Annotated in this window: 11 protein-coding genes and 1 pseudogene; 9 read left to right on the forward strand and 3 right to left on the reverse strand. The window is 39.0% G+C overall.

Translation table 11 applies throughout. From position 1 onward, the window contains the following. Window positions 1-27 precede the first annotated feature (27 nt). From B4G94_RS27750 to B4G94_RS27765, 4 genes are all read left to right on the forward strand, one after another. Complete coding sequence (locus B4G94_RS27750) at window positions 28-3,288, forward strand: hypothetical protein (RefSeq protein ID WP_286863366.1); 3,261 nt, start codon at window positions 28-30, stop codon at window positions 3,286-3,288. A gap of 11 nt (window positions 3,289-3,299) precedes the next feature. Then, complete coding sequence (locus B4G94_RS27755) at window positions 3,300-6,698, forward strand: DUF6443 domain-containing protein (protein WP_286863367.1); 3,399 nt, start codon at window positions 3,300-3,302, stop codon at window positions 6,696-6,698. Between the two features lie 9 nt (window positions 6,699-6,707). Beyond that, entirely contained in the window at window positions 6,708-7,154 is a 447-nt protein-coding gene (locus B4G94_RS27760; protein ID WP_286863368.1) for a tetratricopeptide repeat protein, read from the forward strand. Window positions 7,155-7,568: 414 nt separating this feature from the next. Continuing rightward, the gene (locus B4G94_RS27765) at window positions 7,569-7,967 is read left to right on the forward strand and encodes a hypothetical protein (protein ID WP_286863369.1); all 399 of its coding nucleotides are present in this window, start codon (window positions 7,569-7,571) and stop codon (window positions 7,965-7,967) included. A 402-nt stretch (window positions 7,968-8,369) separates the two neighbouring features. Here the strand turns inward: B4G94_RS27765 and B4G94_RS28035 are convergent, their stop codons facing one another. Beyond that, on the reverse strand, window positions 8,370-8,516 hold the full coding sequence (locus B4G94_RS28035) for a transposase (RefSeq protein ID WP_313532947.1): 147 nt from the start codon (window positions 8,514-8,516) through the stop codon (window positions 8,370-8,372). On the opposite strand from B4G94_RS28035, the gene B4G94_RS27775 reads away from it, so the two are divergent. The 5 genes and pseudogenes from B4G94_RS27775 to B4G94_RS27790 all read left to right on the forward strand — a co-directional run bounded on the left by B4G94_RS27775 (window position 8,504) and on the right by B4G94_RS27790 (window position 11,765). Next, window positions 8,504-10,000, forward strand: coding sequence for an RHS repeat domain-containing protein (locus B4G94_RS27775; RefSeq protein WP_286863370.1), 1,497 nt, complete (start codon window positions 8,504-8,506; stop codon window positions 9,998-10,000). The genes B4G94_RS28035 and B4G94_RS27775 overlap by 13 nt on opposite strands. After that, window positions 9,997-10,470 (forward strand): hypothetical protein, encoded by a 474-nt coding sequence (locus B4G94_RS27780; protein ID WP_286863371.1) that lies wholly within the window; start codon window positions 9,997-9,999, stop codon window positions 10,468-10,470. Before B4G94_RS27775 ends, B4G94_RS27780 begins: the two co-directional genes overlap by 4 nt. Next, a pseudogene (locus tag B4G94_RS28195) lies at window positions 10,466-10,609 on the forward strand (RHS repeat-associated core domain-containing protein); the annotation flags it as partial. The gene B4G94_RS27780 and the pseudogene B4G94_RS28195, both read left to right, overlap by 5 nt. A 69-nt stretch (window positions 10,610-10,678) precedes the next feature. After that, window positions 10,679-11,239, forward strand: coding sequence for a NucA/NucB deoxyribonuclease domain-containing protein (locus B4G94_RS27785; protein WP_376786629.1), 561 nt, complete (start codon window positions 10,679-10,681; stop codon window positions 11,237-11,239). After that, the gene (locus B4G94_RS27790) at window positions 11,217-11,765 is read left to right on the forward strand and encodes a hypothetical protein (protein WP_286863373.1); all 549 of its coding nucleotides are present in this window, start codon (window positions 11,217-11,219) and stop codon (window positions 11,763-11,765) included. The genes B4G94_RS27785 and B4G94_RS27790 overlap by 23 nt, the downstream gene beginning before the upstream one ends. Window positions 11,766-12,210: 445 nt before the next feature. Here the strand turns inward: B4G94_RS27790 and B4G94_RS27795 are convergent, their stop codons facing one another. Further along, window positions 12,211-13,188: a GNAT family N-acetyltransferase gene (locus B4G94_RS27795; protein ID WP_286863374.1), complete on the reverse strand. Its 978-nt coding sequence runs from the start codon at window positions 13,186-13,188 to the stop codon at window positions 12,211-12,213. Between the two features lie 51 nt (window positions 13,189-13,239). Continuing rightward, entirely contained in the window at window positions 13,240-13,728 is a 489-nt protein-coding gene (locus tag B4G94_RS27800; RefSeq protein WP_286863375.1) for a helix-turn-helix domain-containing protein, read from the reverse strand. Window positions 13,729-14,191 lie beyond the last annotated feature (463 nt).

Below are 14,191 nucleotides of genomic sequence, written 5' to 3' on the forward strand. Positions count from 1 at the left end.
ACCAGTTCGATTTTATACTGATATTTTATGAAAATAAAGAAGATTTTGTTGCTCGCGTTAGCTGTATATATAGGTGTCAAAAATGAGAGTTATGCGCAGATGGATATTAGATCAATTGTTGATATAACGCCCCCCAATGTCAGCAATTTTGAGAAGGTGAATAATGTTGAGATTAACAGAGCAACTGGTACGGTCAATTATGACATTAATATTTACTCCCTGGCAGTAGAGGCGGGACTGAATATCCCAATAAGTTTGAATTACAACAACAACGGTTTCAAACCACAGAGTATTCCAAGCTGGGTTGGTCATTCGTGGAGTGCCAATCCCGGGGGTTTTATTATTCAGGAAGTTCGGGGGCATGATGATCTAAGTAGTAATGTTGGCCTAGCTCAGGCAAGCATTAAAAAGAAACTGAATGATTATTTCAGCAATGCTTATTCGACTCTGGAAAAGTATACGTATAAAAAAGATATCTTCGAAGGAAAATACGATGCCGAATACGATTTATTTCAGGTTAGTCTGCCCACAGATAATTTTGGCTTCTATCTTAATGATAACGAGGTCAAGACCACAAATTTTAGATCTTTCAAGATCAATGTTACCCAGAATTCAATCCAAATTACAGATGATTGCGGCATAAAATATTCCTTCAATGAAAGATATAGTTCCTCTTCGGGCGGAAGTATGAGTGAAATGGGATATCCGATTACAGGTGGTGTTATGATATGGTATCTAAACGAGATTATTACTCCAAATGGGAAAAAGGTAACATTTGAATATGTTGATGATTATTCGTACAGATTAAGAACAAACTTACTGACCGTGTATTATGGCCCGGATCAATACACTGGGGATGGTGTTTGCGGTAATGGCACGGGACAATACAACTCTTCAGTATTGAATTATAGCAACCAGCGGGTTATATCATCGATAAAACTTGATGATATTCATATCCGATTTAACACAGTATCCAGAAATGACTTGGTTGGGACAGACAATAAAAAGGGTAAGGCGCTATCAGGAATTGATATTCAAAAAGGAACTTCAATTATTGAAAGCTATAGATTTAATTATTTTAATACAAAAAGACTGACGCTTACCAGTATAGAAAAAAAAGACACAAAGACCAATGTGTTTCAGTCATGGTACGCTTTCAAATACCATCAAGCTGGTTCAGATAAAATTCAAGACTTTCCGTTGGCCGGCGAAAACAACATGAATGTTAGTGAGGACCATTGGGGCTTTTACAATAGGAAAATCGCTTATGATTATAGTATTCCGACGTTTGATTATTCCAAGTTTATGCCCGCTCATGCGGTACCGCCCAACAATATAATCCGTTCTGATAAAAATGCTGATGCAGAAGCTTCCAGAATGGGAATGCTGATTGAAATACAGACGCCCACCAAGGGTAAAGTATTATTCAATTATGAGCCGAACACAATAAATTTTCCGGATTTGGGAAGTATTCCTTATGAGATTGCCTATGGTGCCAAATACGATATGACCCGTACAACTGTACTTGACACCGAGGTCGACTGTAGAGCAGCATCAAATTGGGGTAATGCTTCTGGCGAATTTCAAATATTGGAAGACAATGACTATGATATTTGGTGGTCCATAGGCCGAGATCCCAATGATAATGTTAATGGTGGAGGGATTGATATCTATGACCTAAATGGACCGTCTGAGTATAACATTTTTAGTCGATCAGAAATTAACAGTCCAAGCGGTAGTAGTACAATCAGCTTGAAAAAGGGTAGATACAAATATCTTTTAAATGCCGGATGTGATTACGAAGAAGGCTATAGTAACTTTGCCAGTATACTTATTGCATTCACAAAGAAGTCTAACATTTCATTACAGGTCGGAGGGAATAGGGTGAAAGAAATTAAATATGAGGATCAGGGGAAATTGCAGCATGCAGAAACTTTTAGCTATGAGGATCCAAAGCTTATAAATTCACCTAAATATATTTCTACGACCGATGTATTTGGTTATACTACCCAGGGCCCCCATATCCCCAGTCATAATTGTGGGTACCGTTATAATGTACATTCTCATAATCTCGTGCCATTTTTACCTTATGATCTATTATATGGTAAAGTAACAAAAGACAATGGCGCGGGTAAAGTAGTATCGTACTATAATCGGGAAACTTCTAGCTATGGTAGCTACAATGTAAGGCCATATCCTACACCTTTTGCATTATCATGGCGAGATCCCTCGCTTCTACGTGAAGACTATATCAGAGATGACGGTGTTCTTGTGCAAAAAAAAGTATTTACTTATACAGATCCCCCTCTAAATTCACAGTTGGACAATGGAGTTAAATTTGATAAACTCTATCTCTTGATGAATGGAATGGAAAGAGAGGATGACCACCTAAGATATTTTACTGAAGCGCTAACGCCGGTAGGTTCAGATAAATTTGCGTTATCCTCTGAAACAGTCGTGACTTATTCGGGAGTGGATTCCGTGGTGAATACTACAAATTATACCTATTCAGATCCAGATTTTTATCAGGCAGTAAAGACTGTCAATAGTTCGCTAAAAGGAAAAGGAGTAAGTGTTACAAATTATATCAACGATTATCTAAGTAATACACAATTCGACATTCTTAAAAACAAGAATATTATCAAAAATCCGATAGAGGCCGTTGAGCTTATTGTAGATGCAGGTATTGAAAAAATTGTTGGCGGAACTATAGCTAGCTATGATGCATTTGGCAACTTGAGCAAATATGCCCGTCTGGAAACTGCGGCATTTATACCGAAATCTAGTTTTAAATTTAGTAACCGCAGTATCGGCATTATACCGCCCACGGGAACAAAACAGAATTATAATCCCGATACCCGTTATAGAGATGAAGTCGCTATTTTACAGCGGGATAGCTATAATAATCCCCGAGAAATTAGAAAGCTGTCCGAATCTCAAACGGTATATCTCTGGGGTTACAACGGCCAATATCCTATAGCGGAAATAAAAAACGCGACTTATTTGGAGGTTTCTACGTTGCTGACCCAAGCTGTTATCGATGGTTTGAACTTCCCGACTGTTTCGGATGCTAGTATTAACGCGGCCATGGTGAAGTTAAGAGCTGGACTTCCAAAAGCTATGGTGACCAGTTATACCTATAAGCCATTGACTGGAATGACCAGTAGAACCGATCCAAAAGGAATCACTGAAACCTATCTTTATGATGGTATGCAAAGGCTACAGATGGTTCTGGACCATCTAAACAATGTCACAAGATCCCTTGATTATCATTACCGTCCCAATTAAGCCTTTACGTTATGAAAAAGAAAATTTTAACGCTATTTCCGTTATTCGCATTATACATAGCTCAGGGACAGGTATTACCCAAGGATACTGTATTGAATGCATATAGCAATCAGACGAGTATCCGCGCGCTAAATAGTATTATACTTAAAGACGGATTTTATATTCCCTCGGGGAAGAATGTTACAATAGGCATTTCTACATTTCCAAACATAGTAAGCTCACCAACTGCTGGTCAAAATTATATATTGACCAAAACTTTTCGTGCAGGCGGAGTAACGCCCCAGTCCGTGAATGCAACACGTAGTATTGCTGATGAAAACCAGACGGTGCAATATATCGATGGGCTCGGCAGACCGAGCCAGACCATTGAGTTGATGGCGAGCCCAACTTATAAAGACGTTGTCCAACATGTTGAATACGATGGGTTTGGGCGTGAGGCAGTGCAATATTTGCCCCATGTAAAAAATATTGCTGGGAATGGATCTTTCAATACGACAGCAAAAACGGACCAATTGGCCTATTATGCAAAGTCCAACACATGGGATGCTGATATTACAAAGACAGAATTTCCATATGCAGTAACGATTTTTGAAAACAGCCCCCTCAACCGTGTGCAACAAAAAGGGTTCCCGGGTTCCGCCTGGCAACCGCCAGCAGACAGGAGCTTAATTACATTGACAACTCCCAATGGTAGAACTTTGGCTACCGAATTCGGAACCAACGGCACGAATGATGTCAAGCTCTGGACAATAGATGCATCAGGCAGCGGCGCCAAGGCTACATTTTATGCCGCCGGCCAGCTGAATAGGATGACGGTAAAGGATGAAAACTGGGTCAAAGCCGATGGCCGGGCAGGTACAATAGACGAATATAAAGATTTCGGCGGCCGGGTTGTACTTAAGCGGCAATGGAATATCAATCCCCAGACCAAGGTCGTATATCCACTAGAAACCTATTTTATCTATGATGACCTAGGAAACCTTAAATATGTGCTACCGCCAGCTGTATCGGCAATCGCTTTTACTGAAACGGCTAGCGACCCTAACTTTGATAGATATATCTATGCCTATAAACATGATGGTCGCAAACGCGTTATAAAGAAAAAAATTCCGGGAAAAGGTTGGGAATATATCGTTTACAATAAAAACGATCAAGTGATCTTTACACGTGATGCCGAGCAATTAAAGCGAAATGAGTGGAGTTTCACAAAATATGATGCCTTTGGCCGCATCGTGATGACAGGGATAGAGACTGGCCACGTGGGTGATAATCAAGAGGCGCTACAAAAAGCACTGAAGGAATTTACTGGACCCATGTGGGAAGAGCGGGGTGATGCGTTAGAAAGCTATACAAATAATACAATTCCGCAGAATACCGCTAATATGACGGTGCTGGAGGTCAACTATTATGATAGCTATGACAACATCTCAGGTCTTCCTTTTACGGACCATGCCGCTTATAGCAAGAAATTAAAAACATTGCTTACCGCAAGTAAAACGAGGATTCTAGGCACTACAAAATGGTTATGGAATGTAAATCATTATGATGATTATGCGCGAGTAGTGGATTTGCGTAGTACAAACCATCTTGACGGAACGGATGTGGTGACCAACACTTACAGCTTTCCGGGAGAGCTTTTGACAAGCACGCGAACACATAGCCCTAAGAACGGCTCTGCAACGAAAATAATAACAACCAATGATTATGACCATGTGGGCCGTTTGGTTGCCACAAAGGAACAGATAAATGTGCAAGCTGAGGTGACACTTGCGTCGAATCGTTATAATGAGATTGGTCAGCTCAAAACCCGTTATATGGGCAAATCTGCAACCGAATCTCGCTATGTGGATACGACAAATTATTCTTATCATGAGCGCGGTTGGACTAAACGAATTGCTTCGACCAATTTTACGCAGTCATTTATGTACGAAGATGGAGGTAACCGGCAGTACAACGGCAATATTTCAGCATTGTCTTGGCGTTTTGCTCCTGGGGCTACCACAAGTACGTTCAATTATACCTACGATAGAACTGGTCGATTGTTGAGCGGCATCAGTACACCAGCAGGAGCAACAAGTATGAGTGAGGTGGTAGATTATGATGATATGGGCAATATCAAAACACTCAAACGGGACGCGCTGCCTGTAACTACCTATGCCTACAGTGGTAACAAGCTAGTTGGACTGACGGGGGGCTTATCAGGCAGTTATACCTATGACGATAATGGAAATGCCAAGACTGACCGAACAGGTATGGCATTTACATATAATTATCTGAACCTCCCGCAAACGGCTATTAAAGCAGGTACAAATGTAACCTTTCTCTATGATGCTACTGGTAAAAAGCTCCAGAAGTTAGCGAAGATAGGTACGGCGAGTATTGTAACTACCACAAGGGACTATTTGGATGGCATCGAATACAATAATGGTACTATTGAAATCATTTATAATCCTATAGGATATGCGCTCAAAAGTGGAACAAATTTTATTTACCACTACAACTTGACGGATAACTTGGGCAATGTTCGTACGACATTGAAACGTGGGACGAGTGCGACTGCAGTAGATGTTGTACAACGTGATAATTATTATCCATTTGGCAAGCGCAAGGTTGTGGTCGGTGGGTATAATAAGTATCTTTACAATGGTAAGGAGATCCAGGGCGAGCTTGGTGAAACTTATGATTATGGCGCTCGTTTTTATGATGCAGAAGTTGGTAGGTGGTTTGTTGTGGACCCTGCAGCTGAAATCTACCAGTCCTATTCACCATACAATTATGTTCTTAACAGCCCAATCGGTAAGTTAGATCCGAACGGGATGTGGGAGAAAAATGACTATGGAGGTTGGTCTACCAATGATCCAGAAGATATAGCCGAATTCATGCTTCAAAATGAGGGAAAAGATCAAGGTGATGATCCCCCTAAGAAAAAAAATCAAGAAAACAAAAAAGGAAATGAAAAGAAAGAAGACAAGAAGAAAAAAGCTGAAAATGATTCGCTAAAAGAGAACAAAGGGCATGAGAAAGCGATGTCTACAGCTTTCACAATTGCACTTGGTACCTCAACACTGGATGGACCATTCCCATTTGGAGAAATAGTAGGAGGAGTAATTATAGGTGGAACAGCAGCGTATGTATATTCATCTGATATTATTGATAAATGGGATGCATCAACTACAGCCTCTTTTGCGGTAGATGCTTTTTTAGCTACCAGTTTTAACAATGTATTTACAGGACAATACGAAAATCTTTTTTCAGCTGAACACACCAAAGGTGCAAGGCCCAGCACCTTGGGTAAGCATCAAAAAGGACAGTCTAGGAGAGCTGTAGATAGAGGGGGGGAAAAAGGAGAAACTTTGCCTCCAAGAAAAAGACCACCAAATTGGAAAGGGCCTTGGCCTCCTAAAAAATAATTATTTAATATGGCAAAAGGAGATAAATTATATTTTCAAGCGCTCAAAGAAGCGAGCAAAAATACTGAGATAGGAGACTTAAATGCACTTGAGTTATTAAAAAAAGCGATAGAAAGAAACAATAATAAGGCACAATATGCTTTGGCTACTTGGTATCTATATGGGAAAACCGTTGAAAAAGATTATAAGATAGCTGTCAAGCTGTTGTTGGACGCCTCCTTTCAGAATAATGAAATGGCCTGTTTCGATTTGGCTGTTTGTTATGAAAATGGTTTTGGGGTAAGAAAGAATATGAAAAAAGCGTTCTTATTTTATTCTAAGGCTATTTTACTTGGTGAGAAACAGTCTATTTACGAGGTTGGTCGTTGCTATTATTATGGCATTGGGGTTAATAGAAACTTGGAACTGGCTAAGGTATATCTTGACACCGCAAGTTTGTATGGAATAGATACTTAACTAGGTTTAAGTCTAAAGTTTCTAAAGCCGGAGTGAAAATAGTGTGGTTAGTTATTACTTTATTTTTTTATATCAATAGTGGAAGTCGAGCATCTTGATGATTTTGCTAAAAATGTCAATGGAAGTACTTGGAAAATATGGGGCGCTCAAGATTTTCAATCTCAATTTATGAACACCATAAGCAATCCATCGAATAAAATACATTTCAATATGACAGGGCCAAACGGAAAGATGATTGATCATTTGGATGATTGATCATTTGAAGGCTATTACCGAGGGAGCAAAAGGACTTAATTCTAGTAGAGCCACAAGCTGGGAATTATTTCAATTACATTTAAATCCTGAAGCATTGAAAAGAACTATTTTTTATCACAATGGAAAAGTAATATCAAACCCGTTTTAACGCTATAAAATATGAATAAGAACATCTTTAAATCAGATAGATATTTCACAGTTTTTGACTTCACGGTGAGTCATGGACAATTATTGCTCAGAGCTAGTAAGGATGATCGTGATAATCAAAATATTGATCTTATTTTCTTTGGAGTTCGATACATGCAATTGTTCACTTCTTTATTTGGACTTTCTGTTAAATTAGTGGAAAAAGATCAAAAGCCGATTAATTACAATTCGGTAAACTCCTTTGTTAGCGCTGATAACAACAGTTTGTTTGAGATAGAAACAGGTAATGAAAAATTCTATATTGGAGCTTCATACTTCATAGTATATGAGAATGAGTTAGAATTTGATGAAAGCAGTTTGGGATTGCTTGATGTTCACAAAAGAGGGAAAGAATTGCAGAGAAGTAATTAGTCAATAAAAACTTGGAACTGGCTAAGTTACATAGAGATGAATCAGGGCAATGCATTGAGTAATTCTAACCTTTAGAGATACAATGGCAAGGCGAAACAGGTGAACTGGAGTTGGATCAGCTGGATTACAGGGCAAGGTTCTATGAACTGTGTTGATATCCAAATTTATTTTAAAATTTTTCCAAGTTAAATTTTGTTTTGGGCCCTTTCTACGTTACCCTAAAATCTATTCGAAATATCTTTTGGATTGATTTTAGGGTAGCTGGATGGTTCTGTTCTGTACTACCGTAGTTGAACTGTATAAGATTTTCCAGATTTTGCGATAGCAAAGATTTGTTTGATCAATTTATTGACGACCGCGATCATAGCGACTTTATATGGTTTTCCCTTTGCCCTGAGTCTGTCATAGAGCTCTTTGCAGGCCCTTGCACCTGATAGCGGAAGTTGCTGCTATATATAGGACTTTTCTGATCTGTGCCATGCCCATTTTACAAATTTTATTTCTTCCCCTAACACTGTTACCTGACTGGTACAGTGATGAGCGAGGCATTGACCTATGATGATATGGGCAATATCCGGACGCTGATACGGGACAATGGCACGGCAATTACCTATGCGTATAACAATACCAACAAGAGCAGCAGGCTGGCCAGTCTTTCGGGTGGATTGACGGGAACATTTACTTATGATGTGAACGGAAATGCGACCAAGGACCGTACGGGCATGGTGTTTACCTATAATCAGCTGAACCTACCCAAGACGGCAGTCGGAAACAGCAGGACTGTCGCTTATACTTACGATGCACTGGGGAGCAAGCTGAACCGGAAATCCACAGTAGGGGGGATCGAAACCCAGCAGGACTATATCGGTGGTATCGAGTACAGCAGGAGCGGCAGCGCGATTCCTGTAATCGAGCGTATCGCCACGGAGGATGGTTTCCTATTGAACAGTGCGGGCACGTACAGCTACCATTACAACCTGACGGACCATCTGGGCAATGTACGTTCGGTGCTCAAGAAGACTGGTACGGCGACAGCACCGGTAGCTACGGTGATGCAGAAGCAGGATTATTATCCATTTGGCAAGACCAAAAGTATTGCAACGAGCATTGATAATAAGTATCTTTACAATGGCAAGGAGATGCAGGCTGATCTGAGCGGTGGCACGCATACCTTGGGAAGTTCTTATGTACTGGAAGGGCAGCTGGATTACGGGGCAAGGTTTTACGATGCGGAGATAGGGCGATGGAACGTAGTGGATCCACTGGCGGAGAAAGGCAGGCGCTTGTCTCCTTATATGTATGCATTCAATAACCCGATTAGGTTTATAGATCCAGATGGCGCTTGGCCGTGGCCAGTATGGGTTCGAAGTTTCATTTCTACAGCAAGAGCAGGAAGTGATTTTTACGCTAAAAAATTTAGAGGTGATGGGCGAGGACCGTCAACCGCAGATTCAGGGCCTAACTTAACTGGAGCAACGTCAAGAACAAAATTCAACTTTGTATTCGATGGTGATATGAGACAATATAGAGGTGCAAATATTAGCGCTGATGCTACTGTAAAATATGACAGTAATGGTAAGATTGAAGAGAAAAAAATAGCAAATCCATCTTTTGAAATTCATAATCGAGATAAAAATAGTAGGAAAGGTGCGTTTGAATTCTCTTATACGGCAAAAGATCCCTTGACACCTCAGTTTGCTACTCCAGCATTGGATATATGGGCTTATTTTGTAATGAAAGAATCTGGAGATAATTTGAATATTTCAGCTAGTTTTTACGGAGATGATTTCCCCTCAACAGAAGCATTTGTGGAAGATCAATCTGGAAATAGGCTATTTTTAGGCGCAAGTAAAGAGGAAGGGAATGTGTTGACTTTAACAGGTGGTGCAGACGTGAATATTTTTAATGTGAACATGAGTGTGAAGTTTGATAAGAATGGAAATTTTATTGGCGTCAGAAATGGAAAACAGACCATCCCAGTAGAAGAATGGAATAAAAAAATTCTCGAGCAATTTGATAGATTGACAAAATGAAAAATAAATTGATAATTGTGTGTTTCCTATTCCTTTTTATGTCGTGTAGCAGTAATAAGTTTACGAAGCAAGAGCTAGTTATACCGAAATCATATAAAGGTGAAATTTGGATATTTTATGGCCAGGAATATAATAGAGGTAAGTTTGAAAAAACGGATAACAAGATAGTATTTTATACGCCAACGGATGGCATAATTTTCAGTAAATATGTTCCAGACGACATTATAGATTTGGTAGAAGTTGACGAAACAAGAAAAAGAATACAAAATAATGGAGGTATGGATAATGGAAACAAGAAGTTGACAGTTGGTACTTTAGGAACGCTGGAATTACCGGATCAAAAAAAAATAACTTATTTAAGTTATTTTTTGGGTGATAAAAAATCAGTGGATAGTGTTTATCATAGAGCTAACGATTACGACTATATTGTAAAAAAATATAAAGCCAATATAGAAGCTAAACAAAGGTAAATACGATTACGGGGCAAGGTTCTACGATGCAGAGATCGGTAGATGGAATGTGGTGGATCCGTTGGCGGAGAAGCACAGAAGATGGTCTCCTTATAATTATGCCATTAATAATCCAATTAGATTTATCGATCCGGATGGGAGGGATATTTTTAATATAAATGGAGGTGTAAGGTTTACTGGGGAGGATGCTCAGATAGCTTTTGCAGCAATTAAGAGGCAGGCCGAGAGTAACAAACCTTTGAATGTTCATTTAGTTAGACAGAAAGATTCTCCAAATATATATGCGCACACATTGAATTCCTTTAGGAATGGCAAGCCACAAGTTCTTCATTTTGATGCAGACAGGAGTAACCATCCGAAAAGAAGATATGAGGCTACGAAAGGTATTCCCACTATTACTGGTTTTCACAGAGACGAATACCCTTATGCTTCAACTTATGAAGGGGGGAAGGGGGCTATGGTAAAGCATGTTCCAATTCCTGAAAATAGTAGACAGGGAACAGATCTAGCAAGATTATATAGTACTATGCAGGATAAAGAAGCTTTTTTGGTATTACCAGTTCCAATAGATAAGGAGCCTAGTCCAGTGCCTGAACCTAGCCCAGTGCCGGTCTTTCCTTTAGTACCGTTGCCAAAAATGGCTCCTAGAGTTCCATCAGGAATTATATTGTCTCCGATATTGAATAGGGTGCTGATGCCATTTATGCTTCCGATTTTTGTTCCACCATCTTTTCAGACTGGTAATTATGAGTTTGATAATCAAGGATAGTTTTATGTTGTTTGTTTTATTGATTTTATTAAATCTTAGCTCTTGTAAAAATATGATTAATGAGGATGTATACCCTTTGGATTTTTATACCCAGTATAGACAATTTTATTTGACTGATGGGGCTGATGAATTTCCTGATAGTGACCTGTGGACAGAGCAAACTTATCATGAAAGAATGGCTGTAAATAAAGGTTTTTTAGCTGTAGGTACAGAATGTTATGGTCCAGTAAAGGGGCAGTTGGAAATAAAGAATGATGGATCTAATATTGAAAATTTAGAGGAATATGATCATGTTGTTGAAGGTAAAATCGATATTGAGAAAGGTGTTTTACAAGTTCAGGACTGTCCTACATCAAGTGTAGTTCAAGAAGTTGAGCTACCATCGGGATTGTATAGTGTTCGGGTTTATTCAAAAGGTTTGACGACTGTTGAGGGGGATGAAGGAGATGATTTTTATCGTATAGTTATTTGGCCAGCTACGAATAATGATAAGAAAGTAAAGGTCTTAAAACAATACACTCCGTAGTTTCGATATTACTGAAGACTAGTATATAAACAGCGGTGCCAATCTTGAAAAAGGTTGGCACTATTGTTTATTGCGCATAGGCTTTTCTAGCCTTGTAGTCTCTTATGAGCGCATCAAGCACAAGAAATACCTGTTTCTGGTCGTCCTCAGGCATCACGGATATCTCCATGATCCTGCCGAGCGTAGCGGAATCCAACAGTGTATCAGTCTGTCCCGAAAGATAGTCCAGTGATACATCAAGTACATCGGCCTAGAGGCTACCTTCACCGAGGGCGTAACTTCGTCCCTTTTATACCGGCCAATGATATCGCCCGAAGTTCCCAATTTCTTGCCCAGATCGCCCTTGAAGTTGCTTCCTTTTAGTGGTGCTGGTTATCTTAGCAGCCGCATCGATGGAAGGAATATCCTCACCATTGGTAGGTTGGATGATTTTTCAACTCCGCGTTTAATCTTCTTCTTCCTCATCTGCTTCATCTTTCAAAAGTTTACAAGCAATAAAGAAGTTGACGATATTGACATCTGTTGGTATCTCAAAAGTTATAGGTCTGTTTTTATCGTGAGCGATCAGGTAATCTATGAGACGTTTTCCTAATCGCATCCGCCTATAATTTGGAAGAACTTGTATGTCTATAAGTTGACGATTGACTAAAGCTGCATAACCTAATATCCGATCGTTGCGATCTGAAAGGGTGTAAATCTGCGAATCAGACAGCTTCTGCGTATCACAATTAAATATTGTATTAAAATCTACTATTGAATTTGCAGGAGGTTGGATTTGGTATACTTCAGAATAGGTGAATCTAGCTCGATCTAGGTTCCTTTGCAATAACGGAGGGGTATTTGCGTCGTTTCTGCTTAATCTTTTAAGCGACACAGCTAGATCTTTCACCGTGAAGGAATAATCAAAATGATTTCTCAGATGAATGAAAAGTCCCAATGCAGATTGTGGTTTTAAGAAATATCCTTCTTCTACCAAAAATACCAAATAATCTGTTAGGGCTTTATTTTCGATCTTACGGACACCTTTTACTACTTTTCGTCGCCATTCGATTTCAGGGGAAATTGTTCCATCTTCATAAGTCACTGTATGTTTGAAGACCGTTGATTTTTTATTGAATTTGGAAGAGGCGCTCAGCTTAACTTCTTCATCGGCATTAATGCATTCCGAAAGTATATCAGCTAAAGGTACATTAAAAATAGAAGGGAAAAGTGTCAAATATTCCTGTTTTATTTTTTTCTTGTCTGTAGGATCGAGAAGGTCAAAATAATAATTGTTGGGTTTCCCTAAAAGAAAGGATATATCTTCTTCATCTAGTACTGAATTTTTTAATAACTCGTAAGTATTTACCAACACTTCATAATCCGTGCGAAGCATTAGCACAAGCGGACTGTCCTTTTTGGTTATTTGCTTTTTATTCCCCATCTGTACATCTCAAATGATATTCGAAGATAAGAAACTAAATGTTGCATTCGATTATATATACTGTATTTCGATAAAATATTCGCCCTGTTTTTTTAATTTGGACTCGTTAACGAGTCTACTCAATGCCTCTTTTACAACATTTGCCTCCGGTTTTCCCAAAATATAGAAGTATCGCAAAATGTCTTCTGTGGATCTTTCTTCGGAGAAATATCCATCTAATTTCATGGCTAACAAAATTTTAATTGCGTCGTCCAAATTTGATAGCGAGATAACTTTCTTCTCTACAAGTTCGCCTGAATTATTTTGTAATACCTCATCAGAAGGGTAGAAGTCGCGTGGCGAACATTCTAGGACGGCAGCGATTTTTATTAATATTTGATGAGGGTATTGGTGCTTATTTAATAAATTTTCTATACTACTGATATATGAGTCAGACATTCCGATTTCCTCGGAAAGTTCCTCTGCAGCAAATCCTCGTAGTATCCTTAGGAACTTGACTCTATTTATTATAAAAACAGCTGTAAATGGAAGTTTAATCATTTTGCAAGTAAACTTCTTTGGCTTGATATAAAAGCTTGAGACAAATTTTGAATTTTGTAAAATATACCTTATATTTGACATATATAATGGAAGAATAAATAGTTGGTATTCTTTTAAATAAAGGCTTTAAAAGGCTGAATCTTGTCCAGAAAACGTAGGAAATTTTCAAGAGAAGCAAGATCAGGGGTTTAAAGCCCATTCTCTCTTATCTTTGTAAGAAGAGATGGGCTTGCTCTTTTTCTTTTCTCTGGCTTCCTACGGCCTTCTGGAAGAATTAGGCAGGTTCCATCTCTTTTTTGATGCAAGCCTATTCCATATAGATTCATTGCCGATATACTTTTTATATGCAATGAACAGAAAACAAAACATCAAAAATCTGAAAGCTCCCGCCGAGTAGCTCGGTTGGACCTGCCAATTTTTTGGCCCCTTAGCCATGGACAACGTGATGTCAATTATGTAACCT

It is taken from the genome of Sphingobacterium sp. UBA7625, assembly GCF_002484085.1.
Lineage (GTDB): Bacteria > Bacteroidota > Bacteroidia > Sphingobacteriales > Sphingobacteriaceae > Sphingobacterium > Sphingobacterium athyrii.

Coding starts and splice junctions, on each gene's coding strand:
- B4G94_RS27750 (WP_286863366.1), top strand. CDS start 28: ATGAAAATAAAGAAGATTTTGTTGCTCGCGTTAGCTGTATATATAGGT.
- B4G94_RS27800 (WP_286863375.1), bottom strand. CDS start 13,728: ATGATTAAACTTCCATTTACAGCTGTTTTTATAATAAATAGAGTCAAG.
- B4G94_RS28035 (WP_313532947.1), bottom strand. CDS start 8,516: ATGCCTCGCTCATCACTGTACCAGTCAGGTAACAGTGTTAGGGGAAGA.
- B4G94_RS27795 (WP_286863374.1), bottom strand. CDS start 13,188: ATGGGGAATAAAAAGCAAATAACCAAAAAGGACAGTCCGCTTGTGCTA.
- B4G94_RS27765 (WP_286863369.1), top strand. CDS start 7,569: ATGAATAAGAACATCTTTAAATCAGATAGATATTTCACAGTTTTTGAC.
- B4G94_RS27775 (WP_286863370.1), top strand. CDS start 8,504: ATGAGCGAGGCATTGACCTATGATGATATGGGCAATATCCGGACGCTG.
- B4G94_RS27780 (WP_286863371.1), top strand. CDS start 9,997: ATGAAAAATAAATTGATAATTGTGTGTTTCCTATTCCTTTTTATGTCG.
- B4G94_RS27755 (WP_286863367.1), top strand. CDS start 3,300: ATGAAAAAGAAAATTTTAACGCTATTTCCGTTATTCGCATTATACATA.
- B4G94_RS27790 (WP_286863373.1), top strand. CDS start 11,217: ATGAGTTTGATAATCAAGGATAGTTTTATGTTGTTTGTTTTATTGATT.
- B4G94_RS27760 (WP_286863368.1), top strand. CDS start 6,708: ATGGCAAAAGGAGATAAATTATATTTTCAAGCGCTCAAAGAAGCGAGC.